Source organism: Paraburkholderia strydomiana (assembly GCF_031456815.1).
GTDB classification, from domain to species: domain Bacteria; phylum Pseudomonadota; class Gammaproteobacteria; order Burkholderiales; family Burkholderiaceae; genus Paraburkholderia; species Paraburkholderia caledonica.
The window spans coordinates 378,397-404,803 of record NZ_JAVDVL010000003.1; the positions used below are offsets into that span (position 1 = coordinate 378,397).

At 62.1% G+C, this 26,407-nt stretch carries 26 protein-coding genes; 11 read left to right on the forward strand and 15 right to left on the reverse strand.

The genetic code is table 11. The annotated features are described in order from the left end of the window. Positions 1 to 40 precede the first annotated feature (40 nt). From J2W46_RS11240 to J2W46_RS11260, 5 genes are all read left to right on the forward strand, one after another. Positions 41 to 970, forward strand: a complete 930-nt coding sequence (locus J2W46_RS11240) for a BKACE family enzyme (protein ID WP_020068213.1) — start codon at positions 41 to 43, stop codon at positions 968 to 970. 72 nt (positions 971 to 1,042) lie between these two features. Then, entirely contained in the window at positions 1,043 to 2,008 is a 966-nt protein-coding gene (locus J2W46_RS11245; protein WP_310353675.1) for an L-carnitine dehydrogenase, read from the forward strand. Positions 2,009 to 2,112: 104 nt separating this feature from the next. After that, positions 2,113 to 2,622, forward strand: a complete 510-nt coding sequence (locus J2W46_RS11250; protein WP_131316782.1) for a thioesterase family protein — start codon at positions 2,113 to 2,115, stop codon at positions 2,620 to 2,622. Next, positions 2,615 to 3,562: an alpha/beta hydrolase gene (locus tag J2W46_RS11255; protein WP_310353682.1), complete on the forward strand. Its 948-nt coding sequence runs from the start codon at positions 2,615 to 2,617 to the stop codon at positions 3,560 to 3,562. The genes J2W46_RS11250 and J2W46_RS11255 overlap by 8 nt, the downstream gene beginning before the upstream one ends. A 362-nt stretch (positions 3,563 to 3,924) precedes the next feature. Beyond that, positions 3,925 to 4,422, forward strand: coding sequence for an acyl-CoA thioesterase (locus J2W46_RS11260; protein ID WP_020068209.1), 498 nt, complete (start codon positions 3,925 to 3,927; stop codon positions 4,420 to 4,422). Positions 4,423 to 4,444: 22 nt separating this feature from the next. Here J2W46_RS11260 and J2W46_RS11265 read toward each other — a convergent pair whose 3' ends face one another. The 8 genes from J2W46_RS11265 to J2W46_RS11300 all read right to left on the reverse strand — a co-directional run bounded on the left by J2W46_RS11265 (position 4,445) and on the right by J2W46_RS11300 (position 13,443). Further along, on the reverse strand, positions 4,445 to 5,875 hold the full coding sequence (locus J2W46_RS11265; RefSeq protein WP_310353686.1) for a sensor histidine kinase: 1,431 nt from the start codon (positions 5,873 to 5,875) through the stop codon (positions 4,445 to 4,447). A 23-nt stretch (positions 5,876 to 5,898) separates the two neighbouring features. Next, positions 5,899 to 6,870: a response regulator gene (locus J2W46_RS11270; RefSeq protein ID WP_087753986.1), complete on the reverse strand. Its 972-nt coding sequence runs from the start codon at positions 6,868 to 6,870 to the stop codon at positions 5,899 to 5,901. 288 nt (positions 6,871 to 7,158) lie between these two features. Further along, on the reverse strand, positions 7,159 to 7,833 hold the full coding sequence (locus J2W46_RS11275; protein ID WP_020068206.1) for an HAD family hydrolase: 675 nt from the start codon (positions 7,831 to 7,833) through the stop codon (positions 7,159 to 7,161). A 57-nt stretch (positions 7,834 to 7,890) separates the two neighbouring features. Continuing rightward, entirely contained in the window at positions 7,891 to 8,577 is a 687-nt protein-coding gene (locus J2W46_RS11280; protein ID WP_310353688.1) for a DUF2894 domain-containing protein, read from the reverse strand. Positions 8,578 to 8,611: 34 nt separating this feature from the next. Further along, positions 8,612 to 9,259: an OmpA family protein gene (locus tag J2W46_RS11285; RefSeq protein ID WP_310354142.1), complete on the reverse strand. Its 648-nt coding sequence runs from the start codon at positions 9,257 to 9,259 to the stop codon at positions 8,612 to 8,614. A 5-nt stretch (positions 9,260 to 9,264) separates the two neighbouring features. Continuing rightward, entirely contained in the window at positions 9,265 to 11,709 is a 2,445-nt protein-coding gene (locus J2W46_RS11290; RefSeq protein ID WP_310353690.1) for a DUF802 domain-containing protein, read from the reverse strand. Positions 11,710 to 11,719: 10 nt separating this feature from the next. Continuing rightward, on the reverse strand, positions 11,720 to 12,619 hold the full coding sequence (locus tag J2W46_RS11295) for a DUF3348 domain-containing protein (protein WP_310353694.1): 900 nt from the start codon (positions 12,617 to 12,619) through the stop codon (positions 11,720 to 11,722). A gap of 176 nt (positions 12,620 to 12,795) precedes the next feature. Next, on the reverse strand, positions 12,796 to 13,443 hold the full coding sequence (locus J2W46_RS11300) for a helix-turn-helix domain-containing protein (protein WP_310353695.1): 648 nt from the start codon (positions 13,441 to 13,443) through the stop codon (positions 12,796 to 12,798). A gap of 106 nt (positions 13,444 to 13,549) precedes the next feature. Between J2W46_RS11300 and J2W46_RS11305 the strand changes: the two genes are divergently transcribed. Both J2W46_RS11305 and J2W46_RS11310 read left to right on the forward strand, forming a co-directional pair. Further along, on the forward strand, positions 13,550 to 14,836 hold the full coding sequence (locus tag J2W46_RS11305) for an MFS transporter (protein ID WP_088173336.1): 1,287 nt from the start codon (positions 13,550 to 13,552) through the stop codon (positions 14,834 to 14,836). Positions 14,837 to 15,041: 205 nt separating this feature from the next. Continuing rightward, on the forward strand, positions 15,042 to 16,274 hold the full coding sequence (locus J2W46_RS11310) for an NAD(P)/FAD-dependent oxidoreductase (RefSeq protein ID WP_310354144.1): 1,233 nt from the start codon (positions 15,042 to 15,044) through the stop codon (positions 16,272 to 16,274). 63 nt (positions 16,275 to 16,337) lie between these two features. Here J2W46_RS11310 and J2W46_RS11315 read toward each other — a convergent pair whose 3' ends face one another. Then, positions 16,338 to 16,610: a hypothetical protein gene (locus tag J2W46_RS11315; RefSeq protein ID WP_310353700.1), complete on the reverse strand. Its 273-nt coding sequence runs from the start codon at positions 16,608 to 16,610 to the stop codon at positions 16,338 to 16,340. Between the two features lie 114 nt (positions 16,611 to 16,724). Beyond that, positions 16,725 to 18,200, reverse strand: coding sequence for a putative bifunctional diguanylate cyclase/phosphodiesterase (locus J2W46_RS11320; protein WP_310353702.1), 1,476 nt, complete (start codon positions 18,198 to 18,200; stop codon positions 16,725 to 16,727). Positions 18,201 to 18,426: 226 nt separating this feature from the next. Here J2W46_RS11320 and J2W46_RS11325 point away from each other — a divergent pair, with 226 nt between their 5' ends. Beyond that, positions 18,427 to 19,377 carry a LysR substrate-binding domain-containing protein gene (locus J2W46_RS11325; protein ID WP_087753896.1) on the forward strand — a complete coding sequence of 317 codons (951 nt, stop codon included), beginning with the start codon at positions 18,427 to 18,429 and terminating at the stop codon, positions 19,375 to 19,377. A gap of 102 nt (positions 19,378 to 19,479) precedes the next feature. Here the strand turns inward: J2W46_RS11325 and mctP are convergent, their stop codons facing one another. Next, positions 19,480 to 20,961 (reverse strand): monocarboxylate uptake permease MctP, encoded by a 1,482-nt coding sequence (gene mctP / locus J2W46_RS11330; RefSeq protein ID WP_087753898.1) that lies wholly within the window; start codon positions 20,959 to 20,961, stop codon positions 19,480 to 19,482. After that, on the reverse strand, positions 20,958 to 21,155 hold the full coding sequence (locus J2W46_RS11335; RefSeq protein ID WP_020068194.1) for a DUF3311 domain-containing protein: 198 nt from the start codon (positions 21,153 to 21,155) through the stop codon (positions 20,958 to 20,960). Before J2W46_RS11335 ends, mctP begins: the two co-directional genes overlap by 4 nt. 327 nt (positions 21,156 to 21,482) lie before the next feature. Between J2W46_RS11335 and J2W46_RS11340 the strand changes: the two genes are divergently transcribed. From J2W46_RS11340 to J2W46_RS11350, 3 genes are all read left to right on the forward strand, one after another. Beyond that, positions 21,483 to 22,904: a cache domain-containing protein gene (locus J2W46_RS11340; RefSeq protein ID WP_204523008.1), complete on the forward strand. Its 1,422-nt coding sequence runs from the start codon at positions 21,483 to 21,485 to the stop codon at positions 22,902 to 22,904. After that, positions 22,901 to 23,548: a response regulator gene (locus J2W46_RS11345; protein ID WP_020068192.1), complete on the forward strand. Its 648-nt coding sequence runs from the start codon at positions 22,901 to 22,903 to the stop codon at positions 23,546 to 23,548. Before J2W46_RS11340 ends, J2W46_RS11345 begins: the two co-directional genes overlap by 4 nt. Before the next feature lie 97 nt (positions 23,549 to 23,645). Continuing rightward, positions 23,646 to 24,173 carry a hypothetical protein gene (locus J2W46_RS11350; protein ID WP_310354145.1) on the forward strand — a complete coding sequence of 176 codons (528 nt, stop codon included), beginning with the start codon at positions 23,646 to 23,648 and terminating at the stop codon, positions 24,171 to 24,173. A 53-nt stretch (positions 24,174 to 24,226) separates the two neighbouring features. Here the strand turns inward: J2W46_RS11350 and J2W46_RS11355 are convergent, their stop codons facing one another. The 3 genes from J2W46_RS11355 to J2W46_RS11365 all read right to left on the reverse strand — a co-directional run bounded on the left by J2W46_RS11355 (position 24,227) and on the right by J2W46_RS11365 (position 26,210). Beyond that, the gene (locus J2W46_RS11355; protein ID WP_020068190.1) at positions 24,227 to 24,712 is read right to left on the reverse strand and encodes a hypothetical protein; all 486 of its coding nucleotides are present in this window, start codon (positions 24,710 to 24,712) and stop codon (positions 24,227 to 24,229) included. A 22-nt stretch (positions 24,713 to 24,734) separates the two neighbouring features. Then, positions 24,735 to 25,619: an H-NS family nucleoid-associated regulatory protein gene (locus J2W46_RS11360; protein WP_310353708.1), complete on the reverse strand. Its 885-nt coding sequence runs from the start codon at positions 25,617 to 25,619 to the stop codon at positions 24,735 to 24,737. Between the two features lie 252 nt (positions 25,620 to 25,871). Beyond that, positions 25,872 to 26,210, reverse strand: coding sequence for a hypothetical protein (locus tag J2W46_RS11365; protein WP_087753905.1), 339 nt, complete (start codon positions 26,208 to 26,210; stop codon positions 25,872 to 25,874). Positions 26,211 to 26,407 lie beyond the last annotated feature (197 nt).

Consider the following 26,407-nt stretch of genomic DNA (forward strand, 5'->3'; position numbering starts at 1 on the left):
GCGCGAGTCGTGACACTTTCATTTACAGGACCTGGTAAGCATGAACCATGAAGTCATCGTGACCTGCGCGGTCACCGGCGCGGGCGACACAGTCGGCAAGCATCCCGCCATCCCTGTCACGCCCAGGCAGATCGCCGAGGCCGCGATCGAAGCGGCGAAAGCGGGCGCCACCGTCGCCCATTGCCATGTGCGCGATCCGAAAACCGGACGCGGCAGCCGCGATCCGCAGTTGTATCGCGAGGTAGTCGACCGGATTCGCTCGTCGGGCACGGACGTCATCATCAATCTGACTGCGGGCATGGGCGGCGACCTCGAAATCGGTCCCGGCGAAGACCCGATGCGCTTTGGCGCGAACACGGATCTGGTCGGCGGCCTGACGCGCCTCGCGCACGTCGAAGAGTTGCTGCCGGAAATCTGCACGCTCGATTGCGGCACGCTCAATTTCGGCGATGGCGATTACATCTACGTTTCGACGCCCGCGCAACTGCGCGCCGGAGCAGCGCGCATTCAGGAACTCGGCGTGAAGCCGGAACTGGAAATTTTCGACACCGGCCATTTGTGGTTCGCAAAACAATTGCTGAAGGAAGGCCTGCTCGACGCGCCGCCGCTGTTTCAACTTTGCCTCGGCATTCCGTGGGGCGCGCCCGCGGACACCACGACGATGAAAGCCATGGCCGACAACCTCCCGCCTGGCGCGCAATGGGCGGGTTTCGGCATCGGCCGCATGCAGATGCCGATGGTCGCGCAGGCGATGTTGCTCGGCGGCCATGTGCGAGTCGGTCTCGAAGACAACATCTGGCTCGATAAGGGTGTGCCCGCAACGAACGGCACGCTCGTGCAGCGCGCGGTGGAAATCATCGAACGGTTGGGCGGACGTGCACTCACACCCGCCGAAGGACGACGCAAGCTCGGCCTGCCCGCGCGCGGAGAACGGCAACTCGAACGACGCGTAGCCGGGGAATACGTTTAAGCGTGCGGCGTTGCATGCTCACGAACGGCTAGGGCATCGAAGAACTCATAGGCAAACAAGGAAACGTCAGCAATGGCAGTGATCGTCGATATCAAAACATTTGCCGCGATCGGCGCGGGCGTGATCGGCAGCGGCTGGGTGGCGCGCGCGCTCGCGCACGGGCTCGATGTGATCGCGTGGGACCCCGCACCGGGCGCGGAAAAACAGCTGCGCGAGAACGTCGCCAATGCATGGCCCGCGCTAGAACGCGTCGGTCTCGCGGAGGGCGCGTCGCAGTCGAGACTGCGCTTCGTCGATACGATCGAAGCGTGTGTCGCGAACGCGGACTTCATTCAGGAAAGCGCGCCCGAGCGGGAAGAACTGAAGCTCGCGTTGCACGAGCAGATCAGCCGCGCCGCGAAGCCGGACGCGATCATCGCTTCGTCCACTTCGGGGCTATTGCCGAGCGACTTCTACGCGCGGGCTGTGAATCCGGAACGCTGCATCGTCGGGCATCCATTCAATCCGGTGTATCTGCTGCCGCTCGTCGAGGTGCTCGGCGGGGAGCGGACGGCGCCCGAAACCATCGACGCCGCGCTGCACATTTACCGCTCGCTTTCAATGCGCCCGCTGCGGGTTCGCAAGGAAGTGCCAGGCTTTATCGCGGACCGGCTGCTCGAAGCGCTGTGGCGCGAGGCCCTGCATCTGGTCAACGAAGGCGTGGCGACCACCGGCGAAATCGACGACGCCATCCGCTTCGGCGCCGGCATCCGCTGGTCGTTCATGGGCACGTTCCTTACTTACACCCTTGCAGGCGGCGATGCAGGCATGCGCCACTTCATGCAGCAGTTCGGTCCCGCGCTGGAGTTGCCGTGGACTAAACTGATAGCGCCGAAGCTGACCGGCGAACTGATCGACCGCGTCGTGGACGGCACCGCCGAGCAGGTCGGCCCGCGCTCGATCAAGCAGTTGGAGCGTTATCGCGACGACTGCATCACGAGTGTGCTGGCCGCAATCGGCGAAGCCAAGGCGCGGCACGGATTGATGCCGGCGGATTGACGCGAGTCGCGCAATGCGCGGCACCGCACCGTGCCGCGCCGCTTCCGCCATGTACGCCGCAAAGCGCGAAGCAGGCGAGGCATCAGACAAGGAGACTCCGCAACATGCTGCAAACCGCTTCCCTGCCCTGCTATCGCGACACGGTGCGCGCGGAATGGGTCGATTACAACGGCCATTTACGCGACGCGTTCTACATGCTGATCTTCAGCTTTGCGACCGACCAGCTGATCGACCAGATCGGTTTGCCGGACGCCGTGCGCAAGGAGCGTGGCCGCTCGATCTACACACTCGAAGCGCACATCAACTATCTGCACGAAATCAAGGAAGGCACGCGCGTGCGGGTCGATATGCGCGTGCTCGGGTGCGACGCCAAGCGGCTGCAACTCTACCTGGAGATGTTCGCCGAGGGCAGCGACACGCCGGTCGCGGCGGGCGAGCAGATGCTGTTGCACGTCGACACGGGCGGGCCGCGCTCGGTCGCGTTCGATGCCGACGTGGCCGCTCGCGTGCAGGAATTGGCCGACGCCCATGCCGCGTTGCCGCCCGCGACCTACGCGGGCCGCATGATCGGCTTGCCCGCCGCCGCACAACGTAGCCGGAGCCAACATGCTTGAGCCGCAGATGGCTGAATTTATCGCGCGAGCCGCCGCGGTCTATCCGGGGCATAGCACCTCGTTGACGCCGCGCGAGCAGCGCGAAATCTACGACCGCTACGCGGCTGCGCTCACTCCGCCTTTGCCGGCAGAAGTCGTCACGGAAGACGCGCAATTCCTGTCCGCGGCAGGCCATTCGATTGCGCTAAGGCTGTATCGCAACGGTGCGAATGCGGGCACGATGCCGCGCGGCACTGTGCTGTATTTCCACGGTGGCGGCTTCGTGCTTGGATCGCTCGACAGTCATCAGGTCATCACGGCGCGCCTTGCCGCGGATACCGGCCTCGATGTAATCGCCGTCGATTACCGGCTCGCGCCCGAACACCGCGCACCGGCCGCGCATGACGACTGCATGGAGGTCACGCTCGCGGCGCTGGAACGGCGGCTGCCCTTCGATTTGCCTGACGGCGCCACGCTGCAACTCGCGGGAGATAGCGCCGGCGCCACGCTCGCTGCCAGCGTGGCGATGCGATTGCGCGACGAGGGCATCGAAGGAATAAGCGGTCTCGCGCTGATTTATCCGATGCTCGGCACCGACCCGCAGCCGCCCTCACGCGATACCGAAGCGCAAGCGCCCATGCTCACGCTCACCGACGTCCATGCGTTTCGCGACATGTATTGGGGCGAAACGGCGCCATACCCCAAGTGGACCATCCCGCTCGACGCCACGCGTTATGACGGACTTCCGCCCACGCTTGCGATAGGCGCCGAACACGATCCGCTCAGAGACGACGCGCGTGTGTTCGCCGAACGCATTCAGGCTGCAGGCGGAGAAGCGCACCTGTGGATCGGCACAGGACTCGTGCATGGATGCTGGCGCGCTATCGAATCGAGCCCTGGCGTGCAGGCGATGCATGGCGAAGTCTGCCGCTTTCTGTCCGCAAAAGCCCACGCGGTGTGAACGGCAATCGCCGCGTCATTTATGCGCTTTCGATAAACGCCGTTTGTCAATCGGTCATTAAACCTGAAACGCGCTGCATAGCGGGTTTCCTTCCCGCTCATACCCATTGCCGCATTCGGCGTCGCAGTTCGATTTGTTCTGTTGGCTGACCCACTGAATAAAAGAATCGCTGCATCAACACTGTCGTCGGACTGATGGTCCGTTCACCAGGGCCCCGTCGTGCGAGCCGCGCACGAATTGCGGGCGCTTGTTGCGCGCGAATAGCCATATCAGCCATTTCCCCAAGAGAATGGGATGTGCCCGCCGTGCTGGCCGGCATGTGTGGCTGCCACAAGCAGCCGTTCCTGTAAAAGGAAAATCGTATGTTGATGCGAGAAGCTATCCCTCACGCTTTGAATCGTGGCAATGCTCATCTTTCGGACAGCCCGCTGGTAATGGATTCGCCGAAAACCTTTGTCCATTCTTTCGACATCTATCTAAAAGATTCGAATGCGTTCATGAACACGTATTTCGCCCGCTATTTCGAGTGGCAAGGCGTTTGCCGCGAGCGGTGGTTCCACGAGTGCATTCACGACAACCTGCTCGGCTCGGACGGCATGTTCGTGACCAAGCGGGCGCACCAGGAATACGTGCATGAAACCTTTCCGTTCCAGCGGGTCGATTGCTACCTGAACACGGTGCAAGTGAGGCAGTGCTCGGCGTACTTGCTGTTCCGCTTTTGCGTCGATGGACGCAAGGTGTCGCAAGGCTATCAGCAGATTCTGTATGCCGGGCGCGACCGGAAGATCCGCCGCTTTCCGGATGGAATCGTCGACCGCGTGAAGGAGTATGAGTTGCCGTTGTCGGCGCTGACGGAATAAGCCACAGCGCTCAACCGAAGTCTCAACGCCGGCGCGCTTCGCGTACCGGCGACCTGGACAATGCCCTGTCCGCTGCCGAGCCCGGCAGCGGCAGACGCACGATAAATGTAGTGTGCGCACCGCGCACCGACGTGCATTCGATACTGCCGCCCAGCAGCTCCGTCGCGCGGCGGCAGAACGCGAGTCCCATGCCCGCGCCGCTGCCGTGCCGCTTGGTCGAGAAGAATGCGTCGAAGATGTGCGGCAGAACGTCCGGTGCAATGCCTGGTCCCGTGTCGCGGAATTGCAGCATGCAGAAATCCTGGTCTTCCAGCGCGCTGATCGTGATCTGGCCTTCGCCGTTCACATGAATCGCATGCAATGCGTTTTTCAGCAGATTGAACAACACGAAGACCACCACCGTATCGGAGCCGGAAAAGCGCAGCATTGGATCGATCGGCAAGATCGTGATGCGCTCGCGTTCGTCGGCGCGGAACGGGTAGCGTTCCAGCGCGGAATCCACGCACTGCCGTACCGGATGGGCACTGAAACGGCTGCGGTCGAGCCGGTCGAGCGTGTATGAAGCCAGCGCCATTTCGACCATCGCGCTCGTGCCGGACACCTCGCGTCTAATCGCCGTGGCAAGCTGGCTGATGCGCTCGGACTGGCCGGAATGTTCTTCATCGTCATACAGGCCGTGCGCGACGGCGAGGCGGTAGCCTTGGAAAACATGACTCCAGACGCTCGCGATCTCGTCGGCGTGCATGCCGATCGTGGCCAGCGGAGTGGCGATCTCGTGCGCGATGGTAGCTGCAAGCGCATACGGGTGAATCAGGTGGTAGCGGACAATCGTGATGGCAAGCAGCCCCAGACTCAGCGCGATGAACAACACGCCAGGCGGATAGAACGGGTAGCCATAGTTGACCGCATAGTCGACGGCTGCAAACGAGTAGAGACCAAGCGCCGCGAGACACAGGTCCAGACGCCGGCGCGCCTGGCCGCCTGCATTTTTTCGCGCGCCAAGCAGAAGCTGGCCGCTGCGCGCGGCAAGCAGAACAGTCTGCACGACATGCAGCGGATGCAGCGGCCCGGCAATCGGATAGTAGCCAAAGAAATAATGCCGATAGCCGGCAACGACTTCATTGCCTGGCAGCAACACCGCGAGCACGAAACACAGACCATACGACGCCAGCAGCAGCGGCCGCTCCCGGCGCCGCGCCGCAACTTCGGTGACGAAGTGATAGAACGTGGTTGGCAGAAAGAGAATGAAGAGATAGCCGACGCGAACCAGCAAGCCGGCGACTTCCGTATCTTTGGTCTGGAACAGCAGCGTCCATGTGCCCTGCCATGCGAAAGTCGCCGCGCACATCAGGAGGAAAGGCACCGAGAGCCGCGTCACCCCTTGCGTGATGACCACGTAGAGGCCGAACACGACGAACATGGCCGACACGAAGGCAGTGGGGATGGCGTACATGTTGCTCGACGTGCCGGCAGACGTTAGCGTGCCCGGTCACTCCGCCACTGCGCGAACGTGAGCGGCCTGACGCCGGCCTGGACCACTTCGGGCGTCTCGATCGGGCTCCAGCAGTAAAACGCGTCGCCCCAGCCGGGAATGGGTTGCGGCTTGAGCATTCTGAATTCGACGCCCGAGCGGTAGGCGAGATGCGGCCAGAAAAGCGGCATGACTTCGCGCACTGCCATCTGTTTGAGCAACTCGGCGGGGCCGCTTTCGTCTGCGACGATTTCGCCCTGAGATATCCAGTCGTGCTCGGCCCACGCGACGAAGACACTGCCCCTTCCCTCGCGATCGAACATGAGAATCGCATTCTGCTCGGGCCGCCAGTAATACTCGACGATGCCTTTGTCCTTCACCACTTCGTCCAGCACCTTGCGCGTGCGCGGGTCGCAATACGTCATGCCGTTCTCGCCCAACGCGAGCCAGCCCATTTCGGAGCAGTGACGGCTCTTCGCGTCTTTGAGGAAGTGGACGAGCCGGTTTGCCGAATCGGCGTCGGTCTTGCGCAGATATAAATCGACAATGCCGGCGTTGAACGCTTTCACTGCGACAGTTTCGTCCGCGACGCCTGTGAGCAGAATCTTCGCGCAATGCAGGTTGGATATGGAGGACAGGAACTCGACACCGCTCACGCCCGGCATGTCGTAGTCCACTACGACGGCTGCCACTTCGGAGAAACGTGTTGCGCGCGCGAGCACATCTCGCTGCGGCGATGACTCGACGAAGCGATCAAAACCGGTCTCGCTCAAGCATGCTGAAGCCGGCGCGAATTCCAGCGAGTTCTCACGCGCATGCTGGCGTATGAAAGCAAGCCCCGCCTGCGGACGCGAGAAGAACAGATTGGTGGAAACGTCCGGAAAGAAGCGGCGCAGGGCGTCGAGGTAGTTGTCGTTGTCGTCGACGAAAACAACCGTTGTCGGATAGGAGACGGGTGGTCGAATAAACTTGTTCATGTTTTTAGCGTGGTTCGTCGGGCCGCCGCAGAGCGTTACCGTGACAGGCTCGCCGGCCACCGCATGAGCTCGTGGAACATACCGGCGCGCCGCCATATGCGTACACGCCGGTCAACTATTGCAGGTTGCAGGGCCGGCCCCGTTTCACCATATAGTACAGGGCTCTTGGCGCGAACAGTACAAAGTTACGCGTGGTGCCGGCAGCCTATGCGCGTTGAATCAACCGGATGAGCATGGGTGGAACGAGCCACCGCGGCCGCGTTGCTTGCGGTCGCGCGATGCTCGTGATTAGGGCCGCGAGGCGACTTCGTCGAGATGGTCGAGTAGAGCCGCGGGGTCGTCGTAGACGCGCAGCGCGCCGGAACGCTCCAACTCTTCGGTGCCGTAGCCGCCCGACAGCAATCCGACACCGAGCGCGCGGCAGCGCCGCGCCGCGAGCATGTCCCAGATGCTGTCGCCTACTACGACCGAGTGTTCGATCTCAACGCCAAGGCGTTCGGCCGCCGCGAGGAAAAGGTCGGGGTCGGGCTTCGCATATTTAACGTCGTCGCGCGTCACGACGACCGCTTTTGCCGGATCGACGCCGAGCGCTTCGAGATTCACCGCAGCGGTTTCCATGCGCCCGCTGGTCGCCACCGCCCAGGGCGTGCCCGCTTGCGTCAAGGCATCGAGCAGTTCGCGCGCACCCGGCAGCGGACATACCTGGGCGCGCAAGTTCTGATAGGCAGCCGCGTGCGCATGACGAAGACGCTCGCTGCGCTCGGCGCTGATCTCTCCGTGGGTCTCACGCAGAAGCTGATTGGTGAAGAGTCCCCCGCTCATGCCGATCTTTCGATGAATCCGCCAGACCGACAGGGGAATGCCTTCGCTGTCGAGCGCTTCTTTCCACGCCAGCACGTGTTGATAAACACTGTCGACGAGCGTGCCGTCGAGATCGAATAAAAATGACGTCTGGATTCGCATGGTGGGCTCCTTTCGATGGCTACCCCACCAATATGCCACGGCCCACGCCGTCCGGCATCAGCGGGACTTGCTGCGAGTGCCTTTGGCGGACGCCCCGGCGCGCGGCGCATCCTTGCTGGCCGGGACGCCGCCGCTCAATTGCTCCATCCAGGACAGCGCGTCGACATACGACAAAAACTGTTTCAGATAGCCCGGCGACAACTCGCGCATGAGCGACAGCGAACGGTGCACGAGGCTGCTCGAATTGAGCGGACCGGCATTGCCGGGCGCCGGCTGCAGCGACTGCCGCAACTGCTTTTCAGTGCGGACCTTGGCCCAGGTTTCCCTGAAATAGTCGAGAGCGGGAAGCTCCGGGTAGGGGGCCCGTTCGCTTGCAAGGTGCCGCGGCTCGTCTTGCATGTAGCCGACGAGTTCGGCAAGCGTGCCGCTTGCAGGCGCATCCGGAGACGACGAATGACCGGCGGTGGCCGCCGCCTGGTCGACTTTGCGCGCATAGGTTTCGAGCAGCGCGGCAAGCTTCTCGTCGAGCACGTGGCGCGCAGCGCCGGTGTGCGCGGCGGCACGTCGTTCGAACGCGTCGATGAAAGCGAAACGCAGCGGATCAAGGCGGTCGGCGCCGCGCTCGCGCCACGCGTCGAGGGTGGCGCGCGGGGTTTGCACGGCGGATTTCGTGGGCGCGGTCCCGGGTGGGTGGTTTGCCTCGGCCGCGTGCACCGTTTCACCCGTGCATCCGGCCTGCGGCATACCCGGCGTCGGCCTTGCGTCGACGTTCGCGCTGTTACTCATGAGGCTTGCCTGCCGCAGCCGACGGCCTCGGAACCGGCGCTATTTCCACGCGACGGTTGCGCGCCCGTCCTGGTTCGTCGGCATTCGAGCTAACGGGTTGTCCGGAGCCGAATGCCGCCGCGAATACCGACGACGCCGGCACGCCCGCATCGATCAGCGCGCGGGTCACTGTCAGCGCGCGCTGCGCCGACAATTCCCAGTTGTCCGCGAAACGACGGTTGCCTTCGCGTAGCCGCTGGTCGTCGGTAAAGCCGCTCACCATCAGGATCTGGTCGTTCGCGCGCAGATACGCAGACAACGGCCCGGCGAGGCTCTTCAACAGATCGCGCCCTTGCGGCTGCAGCTGGTCGGAGTTCAGCGCAAACAGCACGTTGCCGCTGATGCCGATACGTCCGTTCACCAGCGTCACGCGGCCCGCCGCGAGCGGCCCCGCCAGCGCCTGTTCGAGCGTCTTGCGGCGCTGCGTTTCAAGCTGACGCTGCTTGACCTCCTGGTCGAGCTTGTTCGACAGTTCGAGCTGCACGCCGATGACAGCCACCAGAATCAGCATGAACGCGCCGAGCAGCACCGACATCAGGTCGCCGAACGCCGCCCAGATCGGCGTGCCCTGCTCCACGCCGCCGTCGATGTCCTCGCTCATCCCGCTCATGCTGCCTCGGCTCCATCCGCGGCGCGCTGGGCAGCGAGCAGCTGCAGATCTTCGACGATCTGCTTTTGCGACATCACGCTCAGATCGACCACCTCGCGTGCTTGCGCGACGTAATACGCAAGCTGCTCGTCACTGCGGGCGAGCGACTTGTCGAGCGCGGCCTCGATTCTCTCCAGATGCGCGACGAGCTTGTCGTTCGACTCGCCGAAACGCTGAACGGCCGAGCCGAACGCTTCACCGAGGCTCGCCACTTCGACGGCGCCGCCGGTGATCTGCGCGGCAATCGCGCCGATCCGGTCCGCCTCGGTTTCGACCTTGTCGGTGAACCTTGTCCCGACACGCTCGAGAAGATCCGCCGACGTCGCGACGAGCGCATCCACCGCCGTGCGCTGCTCCGTCGATGCATGGTTGACAGCATCGAGCAGCGTTTCGAGCGTCTCCATCAAGCGGCTGCGCTCCTGCAACATGGCGGTGTCGCGCACCATGCTGTCCGACAGCTTCTGACGAAGTTCCGCGACCACTTCGGCGGCAGCCTTCGGTGCCTCCGACGCTGCCTGCACGAGCCGCGATATTTCGGCGATGGTCTCGCTCGCGTGCGCCTGCGTTTGCGCAGCGATATCGCTCGCGGTCCGCGCGAGGGTGTCGCATATCTCCTGCTGACGGCTCGCCGTGCGCTCGCCCGCCTGCTGCCATTCCTTGCCAAGCGTGGCGGCCATTGAATCGAGCTTCGAGGTCCACGCCGTCAACCGCTCTTCATTACGCTCGCCGGCCTGCTGCCACTCCTTGCCGAGCATGGCCGCCATTGAATCGAGCTTCGAGGTCCACGCCGTGAGCCGCTCTTCATCACGCTCGCCTGCCTGCTGCCACTCCTTGCCGAGCGTGGCCGCCATTGAATCGAGCTTCGAGGTCCACGCCGTCAACCGCTCTTCGCTGCGCTCGCTCGCCTGCTCCCATTCCTTGCCGAGGCTGGCCGCCATCGAATCGAGTTTCGAGGTCCACGCCGTGAGCCGCTCTTCATTACGCTCGCCTGCCTGCTGCCACTCCTTGCCGAGATTGGCCGCCATCGAGGCCAGCGTCGCCGTCCACGCCGCGAGCCGCGCTTCGTCTTGAGAAGCCAGTTCAGTCCGCAAATCGGCATGCGACTGCCCGACGGTCCGCACCAACGACGCCGAACGCTCTTCGAAGCTCGCCGCCGCTGCAGCGAGCGCCTGCTCGTGCCGCACTGCAAGCGTCTCGCCGGCCTGCTCCTGACGCGAAAGCGCTTCCTTCCACGCCTGCGATACGTTGCCCGCCGCGGCTTCCAGCCGCGCGGACACGCCGTCGACCAGGCCGGCCGAGCGCTCGTCGAAAGTCTGTGTAAAGCGCTCCAGCGACGCGCGGAACTGCTGCGTCATGTCCTCGTTCGAACGCTGCTGGCCCGCAAGCGCCTTGCTCCAGATGTCGGCGACCGTCGCAGCGGCTGATTCGAACCCGCTCGACAGGCCATCCAGTTGCTGCTGAACCGCTTGACCCACGCTCGCGTGCAACGCCGCGGACTCGCGCGCGAGGCCGGCCATCGTTGCTTGCATGACGGGCTCCAGCGCCTCGCCGGCCGCGCGCGTGCTGTCCGCGATACTCCGCTTCAGCGACTGCTCGACCGACGCCGCGAGCTGCGTATAGGCGACCTGCGCATTGCTGTGGAATGCCTCCTGACTCGCAAGCTGGCGCTCGTTGAAAGCGAGGCTGTGCTGCTCCATCGCCGCCATCATGGTTTGCAGGCGATCGACGAGCGTCGGCATCAATTCAGCCTGCGTTTGCAAGAGCCGGAAGCTTTCGTCGCGCTGATGAGCCTGCGAGTAGATGCGCAAGCTCGTCGCGATCTTGACGTCGAGCCGTTGCGCCGCTTCGAGCCGCTCGCGCCGGCAGAGCGCCGACAACAGGCCGAGCATCGCCGAGCTGGCGACGCCCGCGATCGACGTGCCGAATGCGAAGCCGAGCCCCTTGACCGGCGCGGCAAGCGAAGCGCGGATCGCTGCGAGGTCGGTCGCGCTTTCGAGCGCCATGCCCGTGCCTCGCAGCGTCACGACCATGCCCAGCAGTGTGCCGAGCATGCCGAGCAGCACCAGCAAGCCAACCAGGTAAGGCGTCAGTGCAGGGCCCGGCAACGCAACGCGCTCGCCTTCGATACGCAGCCGCGCCGCGTTCCGTAGACCCGGATGCAGCAGTTCGAGCCACGCGCCTAGCTGCGGCGGCGGCTCGGACAAACCGGCCACGGCACGCGCGAGCGTCCCAGTGGCCTGGCTATAGCGACGCAATTCGAGCGCGCCCGCCAGATAGCAGGCGCCGATAAGTAACGTGACCGCCAGCGCCAGCCAGTTCGAACCGACATAGCCGATAGCGATGCCGCACACCGCGGCGAGACCTGCCGCGAACACAACGAATTCAATACGAAATCTGGACATAGTGTCCCAGTTAGCGAGTACGAAGAGCGGCGAGCAGCCCTTCGACCGGTTGTAAACGAACATCCAGCTCAGCAAGCAACACGCTCTGCATGTCCTTGCGGAAAACGTCGAGCCACGCATTGGGCGCGACCGCTTGGGCGGGCGTCGGCGCAGCGTCAAGAGCGGTTGCTTGCGGCTGGGGCGGGACGTGGGCCTTCGCCTCAACGCTGCCCTCTGCGGCACTGCTGCCCGCGGCTGCGGCAGCGGCGTTGCCTGCCGCCGTGCTTGCGGCGCGGCTCGCTGCAATCTCCGCTTGCGTACCGTCGTCCAGTGCCGGCGCCGGCTCCTGGTCTTGCGCCTGCTGCGCGGCCTCGCGAAGCCGCTCGAAGTGCCCGGCGAGCAGCACGGGCACGCTCGCCAGCAGATTCCGCTCACGCTCGCCGAGCGCGCGCTCCATCACGGCGTCTAGCAGCGCAAGGCGGCCCATTGCGGGAGTTTTCGCGGCGAGCAGCGCCCGCAACCGGCCGCGCAAATTGCCGACGCCCGTTTCCATCGACTGCTGCATGGCCTGGTAGCGTTGGCGAAACAACGCGTAGTCCGCCGGCATGGCCTGCGGCTCGACGTACCCGGCACCGCGGCGCCTCGCGGCGGCAAAGGCGCTGTCGCCCGTAATGATCTTGACTAGCGACGCACGCACGCGCGCGCATTCCGCCTCCTCCGCGCTGCCGAACGCTCGCGCGGTCGCAGGCACCGAGGGCGGCGCGCCAGTAAGCGCCGAAGACAGCGCAATCGCGTCCGTCCAGCCGAGCCACTGGCTCAGCCTGTCGGACAGCGATTGCCGGGGTTCGGGGACGTCGGCATCGGCGAAACGCGCCAGCAGGCGGATGAGCGCCGGGCCGCTGGGAGCTGTGCGCTGAAGGGCTTGCAACATACCACCGGATGCAAAAAAGTCAGCAGTTTACACGCTGACGCGGACGACGGCTTCCGTCCCCCAAAGATCGGTCCGCAACAGGGACGTGTCGCGGCCCCGCATATTGCGTTCGGTAGAGCTGCGCGTCTGGCCCGCGGCCCCGTGGTCACGCGACGCACGAGCGCAAACGCATTCGTTCAAATGGCCCCGCGGGGACGATGTTCGTCCGTATCGACGCAGCACACGAGCGCATCGGCGTCTTCGTCGCCGACGCTCAGATAGATGTGCCCGACCGAGCTATCGAAGTAAAGACTGTCGCCCGGCATCAGCTTGAACGACTTGCCGTTCTCGAAGCGCAGTTCGAGTTTGCCGCTCAGCAGAAAAACGAATTCTTCGCCCGAGTGCCGGATGTATTCGGGGAAGTCGGATACGGCGCGGGCGTGAATGTGTGCGCGCATCGGCATCATGCGTTTGCCGGTCAGACTGTTCGCCAGCATCCCGTACTCGTAATTCGGCGTGTCGTAAATCTGCTGCTTGCCCGCCGCCGTGAACGAGGGCTTCATCGCACCGGCGGCCGGCTTGCGACGCCGCCCGAAGATCGCGTCGAATTCGAGTTCCAGCGAATGCGCGAGCGCCGCGAACTTGTCATAGGTCAGCGCAATGTCGCCGCGTTCCGCCTTCGAGATCGTCGATACCGCAATACCCGAGCGCTCCGACAGTTCGGCCAGCGTCAGTGCGCGCGCTTTGCGCGCCTGCCGCAAATGCGCGCCCACCAGCTTGTGATCGAGCAAGGGCGGCGCTTCATGTCCTAACGCCGCCTGTTGTTTCACTGCTACTTTGGCCATCTCACCGGATTCCGCTTGCAAGGAAAATTTCTCGTATGTGAGAAATTTATTTTTTCTCGTATATGATAACTCACGTCGATTCCACCTTTTCTGTGGGAACCCTATCGTGTCTACCCTTGCTCTCAGTAAGCCCGGTTTGACGAAGACCCGCGTCATCACCGCCACGACCATCGGCACCGCGCTCGAGTTCTACGACTTCACGATCTACAGCTTTTTTGCTATTCAGATCGGGCAGTTGTTCTTTCCTGGCGCGTCGCCGGTCAACCAGTTCCTGCTGTCGATCGGCGTATTCGGCGTCGGCTTCGTGGTCCGGCCTTTGGGCGGCGTGGTGATCGGCGCCTATGCGGACCGCGCGGGGCGCAAGAACGCGATGGTCCTGACCATCATGCTGATGGCGCTCAGTTGCGCGATGATCGCGTGCGCGCCGACTTATGCGGTTGCGGGACTCGCCGCGCCGTTGATCGTGCTCGTGGCGCGCCTGATCCAGGGTTTCGCGGCGGGCGGCGAATTCGGGCCTGGCACGACGCTGCTCGTCGAGTACGCGACCGACGACACCCGCGCCTTCTTTGCAAGCTGGAACTTCGCCGCGACCGCAGCGGGGCTCGTGCTCGGCGCGCTCGTCGCAACGCTCGTCAATGTGTTGCTGCCGAAGCAGGCGGTGCTCGAATGGGGCTGGCGTCTCCCGTTCGTGCTCGGCATTGTCGCGGCACCGGCCGGCATGCTGATCCGCAGACGCCTCGAAGAAACGCTCACCGAACGCAAGCCCGGCGAACCCGCGCCGCGCGGCGCGCTGAAGGCCGCGCTGACCACGCACCTGAAGCTGACGATTCTCGGCACTTTCGCCGAATTGGGCGGTTCGGTTTCTGTGTATATCACCGCGTTTTTCCTGCCAAGCCATGCGGTGCGCGCGCTGCACCTTTCTTCCACGTCCGCGGTGATCTCGGGTATCGTCAGTTCGCTCGCGCTCTTCGTTTCGGCGCCGCTCGCGGGCATGCTGGCCGATCGCTTCACCCGCAAGCGGGTACTGGTGATCTCCCGCGTGGCAATGCTCCTGCTCGTGTATCCGGCGTTTGCATTTCTGAGCGCGCATCCGTCCATGGCAGCGCTTTGCATGGTCTCGGCGCTGCTCGCGGTCTTTGTGTCCGGGCAGATCGTGCCCGTGCTGGTGATGATTCCGGAACTGTTCCCGAAACATGTGCGCGCAACGGGAATTGCGTTGACGTATGTGGTGAGCGCGTCGTTCTTCGGCGGCTTCTCGCCGTTTATTGCAAGCTGGCTGGTCGCGCGCACCGGCAATCCGCTCGCGCCGGCCTGGTATGTGGCCGCTGCCTGCGCGATCTCGCTAGTACCCGTGATCTGGCTGCGAGACCGTACGGGCGAAGCGCTCGGCTGACAATGAACAGGCAACAAGCAAGAATGCAATGAGCGAACAGGCGACGACTACCGACACCGGATTGCCTGGGTGCAGAGCGGTCGAGTTGCGCCGCATGATTGGCGTGAAGACAATCGCCTGTAGAACTGCTCGGCGCGTACCTTATCTTCTCAACCGGTCCGGCTCGAATGGCTCGGGCCTTTCAGCGCTTTAACCGATGACTGCAATCAAATTCGATACCGTAGTGTTAGGCGCAGGCATTGTCGGCGTGTGCGTGGCCGTGCATCTGCAACAACGCGGCCGTCAGGTCGCGCTGGTCGATCGCAAGCTGCCCGGCAACGAGACTTCGTTTGGCAACGCAGGCCTGATCCAGCGCGAAGGCGTCTATCCGTATGCGTTCCCACGCGGACTCGGCACCCTGCTTCGGTACGCGCGCAACCAGTCGCTCGACGTTCGCTACCATGGCGATGCGCTGTTCCACGCCGCGCCCTTTCTGTGGAGGTACTGGCGCAATTCCGAGCCCGCGAAACACGCTGCAATCGCGAAGTCGTACTCGACGCTCATCGAACACTGCATTAGCGAACACCGCGAATTGGCCGCAAACGCAGGCGCGAGTGCATTGCTTCGGCCCACCGGCTGGATCAAGGTGTTTCGCAGTAATGCGGCCCAAGACGCGGAAATACGTCTCGCGGAGCAATGGCGCCGCGAATATGGCGTCGAATTCGAAACGCTCGACGCGGCTCGATTGCAGCAGGCCGAACCCGATCTCGACAAGGCATTGCAAGGTGGCTTGCGCTACACGCAAGCCGATTCGGTGAGCGATCCGAACGCACTCGTCACGACCTACGCCAAGTACTTCGAGACACTCGGCGGACGCATCTTCACCGGCGATGCGAACACGCTTCGCAATGGCTGGGAAGTGACGACAGACGCGGGGACTATCGCGGCCTCTTCGGTGGTCGTCGCACTCGGGCCGTGGTCGGACGTTCTCACTTCGAGGCTCGGGTACTCCCTGCCGCTCGGCGTCAAGCGCGGCTATCACATGCACTATTCGCCAAGGGCTGGAGCACGCCTGAATCATCCGGTGCTCGACGTGGAAAATGGCTACCTGCTTGCGCCAATGGCGCGCGGCATCCGCTTGACGACGGGCGCCGAAATTGCGCTGCGCGACGCGCCGAAAACCCCCACGCAACTCGCCGCTGTCGAGCCGATTGCGCGCACGCTGTTCCCACTGGACCAACGTGTCGACGATCAACCGTGGATGGGCGCGCGGCCTTGCACGCCCGACATGATGCCGGTGATCGGGCGCGCTGGAAAACATCAGGGCTTGTGGTTCGCATTCGGCCACGCGCATCACGGACTTACGCTGGGGCCAGTGACAGGCCGCCTCATCGCCGAAATGATGACCGGAGAGCAAACGCTGGTGGACCCGCGGCCGTTCAGAGTGGACCGGTTCTAACGGCGAGCGCGAGCGGCGCCATTGCCGCTCGCTTTTACCGGCGCCGCCACTGCGCCGCCGGACTCAGTGCAGCGGTTGCAAGGCCGCCCAGCGGGTCCAGCCACCTTCGCTCTCAGCCGCGCTAACCCGCAACGCACGCGAGCCGTCGGCAAAAATCAGCGACTCGGTACGGCACGCGTCGCTATCGGGAATATCGCGCAAGCCGACGAAGCCATGCTCGTGTTTGAACGTCAGATTTCCTTCCCTCAGTATGCCGAGGTAAGACGCCTCCGGTTCGTCGAATGGCTGAAGTGTGCAACGGTTCAGCAACACAGCAGCGACTTCTGCATCGCACATAGTCTCTCTCCTCATTAGTGCAACACCGCCCGTGCGACGGGCACTCGATCTCGTCGTTTTTATAAAATTGATTCTAGAATCCATGGTAGAAAACGCTACTTCTTTTAGTTAGGATCACTTATCCACGTGGCAGTTCTTCATTCGCACAGGCCGCCGCGACAATGCGGCCGCGCATTCTGCAGCGTTGCATGGACGGCTGAACAGATAGCCTTGCAGCGCGTCGCAACCGATTTCGCGCAACGTAACGGCCTGCGCTTCGGTTTCCACGCCTTCCGCCGTTACGCGCATATTGCATGCGTGGGCCATTGTCACGAGCGCATGCGTGATCGCCACCGAATCTGCATCGCGCGGCAAACCCGCAACGATCGACCGGTCGATCTTCAGGCTATCCACCGGGAACCGCTTCAGGTATGACATCGACGCGTAACCGGTGCCGAAGTCGTCGATTACCAGCTTGACGCCTAGCTTCGCAAGCGCCGCAGTGGTGGCGCGCACGGCCGCGTCATCGGGCAATTGCATGCCCTCGGTGATTTCGAGTTGCAGCGCCGACGGCTCGAGACCGCTGTTCTCGAGACATGCAGCGACATGTCGCACCAGACGCTCGCTGAATTGCGACGGCGAAATATTCACCGAGACAGCGATGTCCGGCGCGATACTCCAGCGCCAGTCCGCAGCCTGTGCGCATGCCATCTCCAACACCCAATCGCCGATGCTTTCCATCAACCCGACCTGTTCCGCAACGGGAATGAACTCGGCGGGTGGAACGTCGCCAAGTTCGTTGCTCGTCCACCGCGCCAGCGCCTCCACGCCTATCGTCTTGCGTGACGTCGCATCCACTACCGCCTGATAGGCAAGTCGGAATTCGCCGCGGGCGAGTGCATGGTGCAACAGACCTTCGATCGCAAATCGGCGCTGCACCCCTTCCCGCATCTCGCCGGTGAAGAAGCACACGGTGCCGCGGCCACACCGCTTCGCGTGGCGCATCGCGGCCCCGGCGTCACGCATCAGGGAAGCCGCATTGCGCGCATCGTCGCCGGAGACAGCAACGCCCACCGATGCACTCACGCGATACTCGCGCCCGGCGATCACGAATGGCTCGCCGAACGACGCGAGCACTTGCTGCGCGAATCGGGTCAGCCGCGACACATCGCCGAACCTATGCATCACGATCACGAACTCGTCGCCGCCGATACGGGCGAGCAACTCGTCCTCAGAGATGGAGCTTGCAAGCCGCTGAGCAACGCGGCGCAGGAGCCGGTCGCCGAGATCATAGCCGGCAATGTCGTTGATTCTGCTGAAGCCGTCGAGGTTGACGACCAGCATCGCAACGTCTCCCGCCTTCGCAGCTGCGAGCAAATTTCCCGCGCGCCTCGTTGCGCAAGCGCGGTCGTACACACCAGTGAGCAGATCGAAAGACGATGCGCGCGCAACGTTTCCATGATCCGGACTTTGCGCTATCACCCCCGAATTGTGCGCATGGTGCGACGGTGCGCTGCGAGACGCAGAGGGTGACTTTGCGTGCGAACGGCTCGCCGGCAATACCGAGACTTGCTGAGTCATCGCTACGCTCCTATGATAAGCATTACACATCAACCGAAATTCAGCTTGTTTTATGCATTTACCGAATCTTCACTTACCTTAAGGACTCCGTATATCGAATCTGGTTAAAGCGGGGAGAACAGGCCGGCACTGCAACGCTGTATTCGTGCCTCCAAGATATTCCGGCATAGCACTTCTGAGAATGGGTCGCGTTGGTGAACGCGTAAAGCAACGGCAAACGCTTCGCCACGTCCCGCACAAACCGCTGGACAACATAATGAAAATTCATCAGCTACGCGCTCTCATCGCCATTGCGGATGCGGGCAGTGTCAGGGGCGCCGCGCGAGTGCTCGATTCATCGCCGGCCGCCGTCACGCAATGCATTCAACAACTGGAAGAAGCGGTACGCATGCAACTCGTTGTGCGCACATCTTCCGGCGTGACGCTTACGGCATCAGGACAAACCCTCCTCTTGCACGCGCGACTCGTGGCCGCGCAAATGAAGCGTGCGCAGCAAGCCATGAACGCAATACGCGGGGAGCCGGGTGGGCGTTTGTCCATCGCCGTGACTGCATGGGTCGCGCTTACCTTTCTGCCGGAAACAGTGGCCCGGTTTCGCGCGAAGATGCCGACCATTCAGCTGGAGCTATTCGAAGGCTTATTGGCGATCGCGACACCGCGCTTACGCGACGGCAGTCTCGACATTTATGTGGGCCGCCAGGCGCCGGGCGCGACAAGTTGCGACTTCACCTATCAACCGCTATTCGCATCGAGTCGGGCAGTTGTGGCGCGGCACGATCATCCGTGTGCGGAGTGCCGCTCGCTGGCGGAATTGCGCGACGCCGACTGGCTCGTGGCGCTAGACCCTGAAACCGATGCGCAAGCGCCGTATCAGATATTCGGCCGCCGCGCGTTTCCCGAGCCACGCAGTATTCACTATCTGCACTCGCTGACTGTCGCGGTCGCGCTGCTCAAGCGCACTGACATGCTCAGCATTTTTCCCTGGCCTCTTGTCGAGCTTTGTGCGGCGCGTGACGGTCTGTGTGCGATCCCGTTGCGGGACGAACTCGATGAGTCCACCGTCGGCGTCATAGTGCGCACTGGCGAGCCGGCCGATGCCGCGTCGCGATGCTTTATCGATTGCCTGATCGAAACGATTCGCGACGAATCGTGGGCCCGAACGGGCGACATTCGCCGGGCCATGCAATCGGTCGAAGTATTGGTCTAGGGCGTTTGCTGCAGGCTGCGCTTCGTTCTTTCGATCAAACAAAAACGCCGCGGGCCTTACGGCTCGCGGCGTCTGCCAAGCTGAACAGCAACTGGACGACGATCAGGCGCTAACTGCCACCCGGCGCGGCGACACGGCAGAGACGACAAACGTCACGACAATGTTCACCACCAGTGCGATGAGGCCGATATAGATCGGGTACACAGCATCGCCGAGATGCAACGCAAACACCGGCTTGAGCCCCTGCGAAATTGCGAGTGCCGTGCCCAACACGATACCCACGAGCCAGCCGGCGAACAGGCCCGGCGTATTCAGGCGACGCGTGTACAACGAGAACACGATAGCCGGGAAAATCTGCAGTATCCACACGCCGCCGAGCAATTGCAGGTCGATTGCATATTGCGTGGGCAGGAACACGATAAACAGCAGCGCGCCGAACTTCACCACCAACGACACGATCTTCGCGTTCGACGCCTCGGCCTCCGGCGTGATGTTCGGCGACACCAGCGGACGCCACAAATTGCGCGTGAACAGGTTGGCCGCACCGATCGACATGATCGCTGCCGGAACCAGCGCGCTGATCGCGATCGCCGCCGCGGCGAAACCGACGAACCACGACGGGAACAAGGTGCCAAAGAGGGTCGGCACAATGTCCGACGCCGACTTCACATGCACGCCGGCCGCAATCGCCATATAGCCGAGCAACGCGATCAAACCCAGCAACAACGTATAGGCCGGCAGGAAAATCGCATTCTTGCGGACCGTAGTCGCCGATGAAGAAGACAGCACCGCCGTCATCGTATGCGGATACATGAACGCGGCGAGAGCGGAACCCAGCGCGAGCGATGCATAAGCCGTGAATTGCGTCGGCTTGAGGATGATGCCGGTCGCGCCACCCTTTGCCTTGAAGTACGTATCGGCTGCGTCGAACACATGCGCGTAGCCGCCGAGCTTCGCGGGAATCAGCCACACCGCCGCAATCACGACGATATAGATCATGATGTCCTTCACGAACGCGATCATCGCCGGAGCACGCAGGCCGCTCGCATACGTATAGAGCGCGAGGATCACGAACGCGACGATCAGCGGCAATTCGCCGGTCACGCCAAGCCCCTTGATCACTACTTGCATGCCGACGAGTTGCAGCGCGATATACGGCATGGTCGCGACAATGCCGGTCAGCGCAACAGCGGCCGGAAACCACTTGCCGCCGTATTCACCGTGCACATAGTCCGCTGCCGTGATGTGGTTTTTCGCATGCGCGACTTTCCACAGTTTCGGCATGACAGCGAACACGAACGGGTAAACGATGATCGTGTACGGCAGCGCGAAGAAACCATAGGCACCGACGGAGTACACGAGCGCCGGAACCGCGATCACCGTGTATGCGGTGTAGAAGTCTCCGCCCACCAGGAACCACGAAATCACCGTACCGAACTGCCGGCCACCAAGCCCCCACTCATGCAATTGCGTGAGGTCGCCGCGCTTCCAGCGCGCCGCGAAGAAGCCAATCACCGTAACGAGAACAAAGAACGCGATGAAGACGGTCATCGCCACCGGATTGACGGGATTCAGATCGCTCATTTGACACCTCGATACACGACGTAAATCAGTAGCGAGGTCAACGGCACCCACAAGAACTGATACCAGTAAAAGAACGGAAAACCGGCGAACGACGGACGCGTGTCGTTATAGAACGGCAACCACAGCAACGCGATGTACGGGAGCAAAAGAATGAGCCATAGCCATGACCGGCCGGCGGTGGGGGAGGTCTCCATGTACTTCTCCTAGATCTATTATTGACACCACGCATCCGGACTTGTGGTCCGGCACGCGGAAAGCCGGCACCGGGCATCTGTTTGCAATACCCCGGGTGCCAAACCGGGTTTGCCTTGCGCGCTGCTAACGCCTGTCAGGCGCAGCATTAACAGGGCCCGGCTCAAACGTTCATACGAAATGCGCGGCGGCATGAGGTCGAAAAGGGCCCGCAAAGACGCAGAACGCCGCGGGGATGTAGTATTCGCCTTCGTAAGCGTCCTCACAAGCGCGCAACTACGTAAGCCGGCTACGTATTACTACGTAGCCTACCGGCCGTTTTTTCAACGATGAAACTCAAAGCCAAGATTGTTCTGCTGGCGATCGTGCCATTTCTCGCTGCTATTGCCAGCATCGAAATCGGTGTGCGCCGCGAAGCGACCGCGCTTGCGCAAACGCAGCACGCGACGACCCAGGCTGCGTACATGACCAGCAAGGAGATCGAGCTCAAGCATTACGTGGAGTTGGCCACTTCCGCAATCGCACCGCTTTATGAAGCAAGCCAGGACAATGCGCGCGACGATGCACTGCGCCGCACGCGAGCGCTCGACATCCTTGAAAAGATGGATTTCGGCAAAGACGGTTATTTCTTTGTCTACGACATGCACGGCCGCTCGCTGATGCATCCGCGCGAACCGGACCTCGTCGGGCGCGATCTATCGGAATTGCGCGATCCGCAAGGCGTGCCGACGATCCGCAAACTGCTCGCCGCGGCTTCGCAAGGCGGCGGCTATGTGCGTTACCTGTGGCATCGTCCGTCGACGGGCAAACTGGCGTCGAAACTCGGCTACGTCGTGCCGCTCGAACGCTGGGGCTGGATGATCGGCACAGGTATTTACCTCGACGACGTCGACACAACGCTCGCGCATATCGACGAACGGGCGGCGATGAATATCGACCGCACGATGATGTGGATCGACGCGATCGCACTGGCCGGGCTCGCCGCGATTGCACTGTGTGCGCTCGTGCTCAACGTCACCGAATATCGCAGCGCGGACGCGAAACTGAAGCGGCTCGCGCAACAGGTTGTCGAGTCGCAGGAGAACGAACGCGCGCGGCTGTCGCGCGAATTGCACGACGGCATTAGCCAGATGATGGTGTCGGTGAAACTGCTGCTCGAATCCGCGCTTGCTCGCTTCGAACGCAGCGAAACCCGCGTGCCCGCCGCCGAAGCCGCGCTTTCCACGAGTCTCACGCGTCTCGGCGATACCTTGCGTGAAGTGCGCCGCATTTCTCATGCGCTGCGTCCGTCGATGCTCGACGACCTTGGCGTCGCGGCAGCCATCGAACAACTCACCCGCGAACTGAGCGAACAATCGGGAATTGAAATCGGCTTCACGCAAATTGCGCACACTCATGCGCCGGCTCTGCCCGATGCGGTTAACACGGTGCTGTTTCGTATCGCGCAGGAAGCGCTGACCAACATCGTGCGCCACGCGCACGCGTCGAGCGCGGCGCTCGCATTGGAAATCGCCCACGACGCGGTCACACTGACAATCGCGGACAACGGCTCGGGTTTCGACGTCACGCACGCCTTCGTTGGCCGCCGCTCAGGCGTGGGCCTACGCAACATGCGCGAGCGCGTAGAAGCACTAGGGGGAACGCTTGCACTCAGTTCCCAGCCCGGCCACACACTGGTCACGGCGCGCGTGCCGCTCGGCATCGGCACCACGGAGCTTCCTACCCGGAGCCTGCAGGAGACCTCTTTATGAACGACATATCGCACGCAGCGGCCCGCCTTATCCTGGTCGACGATCACCCACTCGTACGCGACGGTCTGCGCGCGCGGCTCGAAGCCGTGCGCAACATCGAGGTTGTCGGCGAAGCGGGCAATGCGCAGGAAGCACTTGCGCTCGCGGAGAGTCATGAACCTCACCTCGTGTTGATGGACGTCGGCATGAACGGAATGAACGGCATTGCCCTCGCTGGCATGTTCCATGAGCGCTTTCCGGCAATTCGAGTGTTGATGCTGTCCATGCACGACAACCTCGAATACGTCACGCAGGCCGTGCGTGCAGGCGCGAGCGGTTATGTACTGAAGGACTCACCGGCGACCGAAATCATTCAGGCGATCGGCGCAGTGCTCGACGGCAAGACGTATTTCAGCGCGGGACTCGGCGCCCGGCTGATTCATGCGTCGGCCATGCAATCGCCGGTGGAGCGGCTTACGCCGCGCGAACGCGATATTCTCGATGCACTCGCCGAGGGCTTGTCGAGCAAGCAGATTGCTCAGCGCAATGATCTGTCGGTGCGTACTGTGGAAACGCATCGTCTGAATTTGAAGCGCAAGCTCGATATCGAAGGTCAGGCCGAATTGATCAAGTTCGCGGTTGAGAACCGGCGCGCGAGCCGTTAATACGAAACGATGTCTCGCTGCACACGGAGTGGAGACAAAGACAATGAGACGATTAATGCGGACGCCCGCCAGTGCATTGCAATTCGCGGCGTTATGTATGTGGGTGACGCTGGCGTCAGCGTTGGCTTCAGTTTCGCCCGGCGCCCACGGCCAGGAAGAGCGCATTAATCGCGGACACGATCCGTTCTTTCAGATATCTAAAGCGATTGACGGATGTCCAGTGCCGCTGGGACCGCTCGAAACCGAACAGGAATGGCTGGCCGACAGTCATTACCGCATCGAGCGCGGCAACAGTTGCTGGATAGAAGGCCGCTGCCGTTTGTCGAACGCCTATTTGTACGACGCTGAAATCGCCGAAGCCGTACAGCGGCGTCTGGCCAATATCAATGCCGCCACGCATTGGCGCGAACAGTCGACGTTGTGGCTCACGTTGCAACGCCGTTTTATTTATGTGCAGGGTTGCGTTGCTGCAGGTTTCGACAAGCAGACATTCCTCTCCGAACTCGCGAAAACCGCGGACGTTGAACGCGTGATCGACGACACGACAAGTAATCCCCACGCCGCAAGACTGCCGTATAAAACGCTTGCGGACCCGGACCGGCCTGTAGTCGATCCGGGCAACTAGCGCGAAGAAAGCTGAGTCGCGCCGCACGCTTATGGACACTGCGGTCGATTTGCCTACCGCACCAGCGCAAATGCTTCGCGGCTGGCGATCTCCGCCGCGCCATATACGCCGACCACGGTGTAATCAGAGGCCACACATTCGAACGTCGATTGCTGAAACGTAATGACGAAATGGCGCCTCGTCAGTTCCGGTGACGAAACTGCGGAAAGCTCTTCGACAAGAGACGAATTGATGACTTCGTGGACTGAGTAAGCAGCGAGGCCTTGCGACGCAAGCGGGTGAATCTGCATATCGTGCTCGCCCGGCGGCCCAAGTCGATGAAACGTGGTGTCGGGAAACAGCACCGTGCAGAAAGGGTCGTCGTCCGGATCGAATGGACCGAACCGTTCGAAGTCGGACTCTGCAATGGGATAAGCGAGAATCACACGGCGGTCGCTCGCGACAATGAACGGTTCGGCAGCGTCGTCTGCGGGATGAGGAACTGAGTCCAGCAGAAGAACCTGGTCCTCCTGCTGGGATGATTCGAGCGCGTTGGTCATGTACTTCGTTATTCCAGTACGCTTACGCGCCGGCTTGCACGGTGGAAGCGACCGGTGCGGACGCGCTTACTGTTGCCGTTTCCGCTTTTGCCGCCCTCTTGCGGCCTGGCGCCTTGCTAGCGGCTTTCGTTGCAGCTTTCGTTCCGGCGTTTGTTGCAATCTTTTTCGCGGCCTTTTTTGCGGTCGCCTTTCGCGCAGTAACTTTCTTCGCGGCTGACTTTTTTACAGCGGCTGTTTTAGCCGTTACCGATTGCGCTCCCGCCTTCGCCTTTTTCGCCACGACTTTTTTCGCGGCGGCCTTTTTACTGACAACGCCGCTTGTGGCTGCCGACTTCGCCTTGCCCGCCGTTTTCTGGCTGGCGGCGCCAGACGCCGGTGCCGCACTGCTGTCTATCAGGAACCTCGTGCGATCTTTAACCGATGCGAGCCATGCGGGCGCAGGGCCGCGTCCGCTCCACGTCGCACCAGTGGTGGGATGACGATACTTGGGCGGTTGCGCGCCTTTGGGCTGACCTTTGCCTTTCGCGCCACTAGCGACAAGCTTCGTGAATCCGTTCGATTCGCTTGCGCCGTCGATCAGAAACACGCTTCGGTCTTTCGCATTGACAATCCAACCCGGCGCGCGACCGTGTCCGGTCCAGGTCGCGCCTGTTTTGTGATCGCGATACTTGGGTACTTTCTGGCCGGCAACTGCAAGCTTTGCCTTGCCGCTTCCGCTATTGCCATTAACACGATTGGCTTCGCGCCGCGCTTTTGCTTTGGCTTCGATATCTGCGGTGGTCAGGCCGTGCTTGAGCATCAGGTCGCGGATCTGGTCGATTGCGACTTGTGCTTTCCTTGCAATCAGGATGTCAGCTTGCGCCTGGAGCTTCTTAAGCTTTGCCTGGATCTGCTCTAACGTGGGCATTGGATTGCTCCTTATGTGGTAATCGATCGAACTATGCCATGAATAGCGTCAGAAAGGCATAGTCGAGTGGCCGTAAAAACCCGAGTTTATTTCCGCTATGCGTGCCGGAGTACGAAACTTTTCTTCGATGCACTCAATAGACGCCTTTTTCGAGCTTTCGTTCTTTGCCCTCGATCTTTTTTGGTCTCCCTATCGGCTTACTTCTTTCTGCTATTCGCCTTCTCTTTATATTTCCAATTGTTGCAGCACAGATCATATCGGCGTAAACACAGCAACCTGACGGTCGGCAATGTATCTAACGCCGCGCAAGAAGCGGTACTGCTGGTCGTCGGCGGTGATCCGGTTGAGGCCGATTCTCGTCAACGCCAGGATCTCGTCCGCCTGCTGGGCAGGTATGACGCCTTCGTCCCGCAGGTCCTCGAAAACGCCGGACGGATCGCCGACATAAACGCTGCGTACCTGCGTACCTATCCGCATCAGGACCACGCTTTCCCCCTCGTCGAGCGCGAGTTCCAGGTAGCCGGCCAGTGTTCGCAACGACTCGGGCGTGCAAGTCTGCGACTGATAGATCGCAGCATTCGATGGCGTCATGTCGGTACCCCGTTACCTATATAAAGAAAGAGCCGCCACTATGCGTCGCGGCAGTACTCGCTTCTACTATAGGCAAGCATTCGAATATTCAAAGCCTTCCAGTTCGTTTTTTAACGCCGCTTTGGCCTGTAACCATGCGTTACTTGTCTTGCGGTGCCGTTTTACGCGCGTCCAGCGCGCAGGTCAGCCTCCCAAAC

Coding starts and splice junctions, on each gene's coding strand:
- J2W46_RS11345 (WP_020068192.1), top strand. CDS start 22,901: ATGAACGACATATCGCACGCAGCGGCCCGCCTTATCCTGGTCGACGAT.
- J2W46_RS11260 (WP_020068209.1), top strand. CDS start 3,925: ATGTTGATGCGAGAAGCTATCCCTCACGCTTTGAATCGTGGCAATGCT.
- J2W46_RS11245 (WP_310353675.1), top strand. CDS start 1,043: ATGGCAGTGATCGTCGATATCAAAACATTTGCCGCGATCGGCGCGGGC.
- J2W46_RS11325 (WP_087753896.1), top strand. CDS start 18,427: ATGAAAATTCATCAGCTACGCGCTCTCATCGCCATTGCGGATGCGGGC.
- J2W46_RS11270 (WP_087753986.1), bottom strand. CDS start 6,870: ATGAACAAGTTTATTCGACCACCCGTCTCCTATCCGACAACGGTTGTT.
- J2W46_RS11290 (WP_310353690.1), bottom strand. CDS start 11,709: ATGTCCAGATTTCGTATTGAATTCGTTGTGTTCGCGGCAGGTCTCGCC.
- J2W46_RS11320 (WP_310353702.1), bottom strand. CDS start 18,200: ATGTGTAATGCTTATCATAGGAGCGTAGCGATGACTCAGCAAGTCTCG.
- J2W46_RS11275 (WP_020068206.1), bottom strand. CDS start 7,833: ATGCGAATCCAGACGTCATTTTTATTCGATCTCGACGGCACGCTCGTC.
- J2W46_RS11350 (WP_310354145.1), top strand. CDS start 23,646: ATGTGGGTGACGCTGGCGTCAGCGTTGGCTTCAGTTTCGCCCGGCGCC.
- J2W46_RS11315 (WP_310353700.1), bottom strand. CDS start 16,610: ATGTGCGATGCAGAAGTCGCTGCTGTGTTGCTGAACCGTTGCACACTT.
- J2W46_RS11285 (WP_310354142.1), bottom strand. CDS start 9,259: ATGAGCGAGGACATCGACGGCGGCGTGGAGCAGGGCACGCCGATCTGG.
- mctP (WP_087753898.1), bottom strand. CDS start 20,961: ATGAGCGATCTGAATCCCGTCAATCCGGTGGCGATGACCGTCTTCATC.
- J2W46_RS11265 (WP_310353686.1), bottom strand. CDS start 5,875: ATGTACGCCATCCCCACTGCCTTCGTGTCGGCCATGTTCGTCGTGTTC.
- J2W46_RS11240 (WP_020068213.1), top strand. CDS start 41: ATGAACCATGAAGTCATCGTGACCTGCGCGGTCACCGGCGCGGGCGAC.
- J2W46_RS11360 (WP_310353708.1), bottom strand. CDS start 25,619: ATGCCCACGTTAGAGCAGATCCAGGCAAAGCTTAAGAAGCTCCAGGCG.
- J2W46_RS11280 (WP_310353688.1), bottom strand. CDS start 8,577: ATGCCGCAGGCCGGATGCACGGGTGAAACGGTGCACGCGGCCGAGGCA.
- J2W46_RS11295 (WP_310353694.1), bottom strand. CDS start 12,619: ATGTTGCAAGCCCTTCAGCGCACAGCTCCCAGCGGCCCGGCGCTCATC.
- J2W46_RS11300 (WP_310353695.1), bottom strand. CDS start 13,443: ATGGCCAAAGTAGCAGTGAAACAACAGGCGGCGTTAGGACATGAAGCG.
- J2W46_RS11335 (WP_020068194.1), bottom strand. CDS start 21,155: ATGGAGACCTCCCCCACCGCCGGCCGGTCATGGCTATGGCTCATTCTT.
- J2W46_RS11255 (WP_310353682.1), top strand. CDS start 2,615: ATGCTTGAGCCGCAGATGGCTGAATTTATCGCGCGAGCCGCCGCGGTC.
- J2W46_RS11365 (WP_087753905.1), bottom strand. CDS start 26,210: ATGACGCCATCGAATGCTGCGATCTATCAGTCGCAGACTTGCACGCCC.
- J2W46_RS11340 (WP_204523008.1), top strand. CDS start 21,483: ATGAAACTCAAAGCCAAGATTGTTCTGCTGGCGATCGTGCCATTTCTC.
- J2W46_RS11355 (WP_020068190.1), bottom strand. CDS start 24,712: ATGACCAACGCGCTCGAATCATCCCAGCAGGAGGACCAGGTTCTTCTG.
- J2W46_RS11250 (WP_131316782.1), top strand. CDS start 2,113: ATGCTGCAAACCGCTTCCCTGCCCTGCTATCGCGACACGGTGCGCGCG.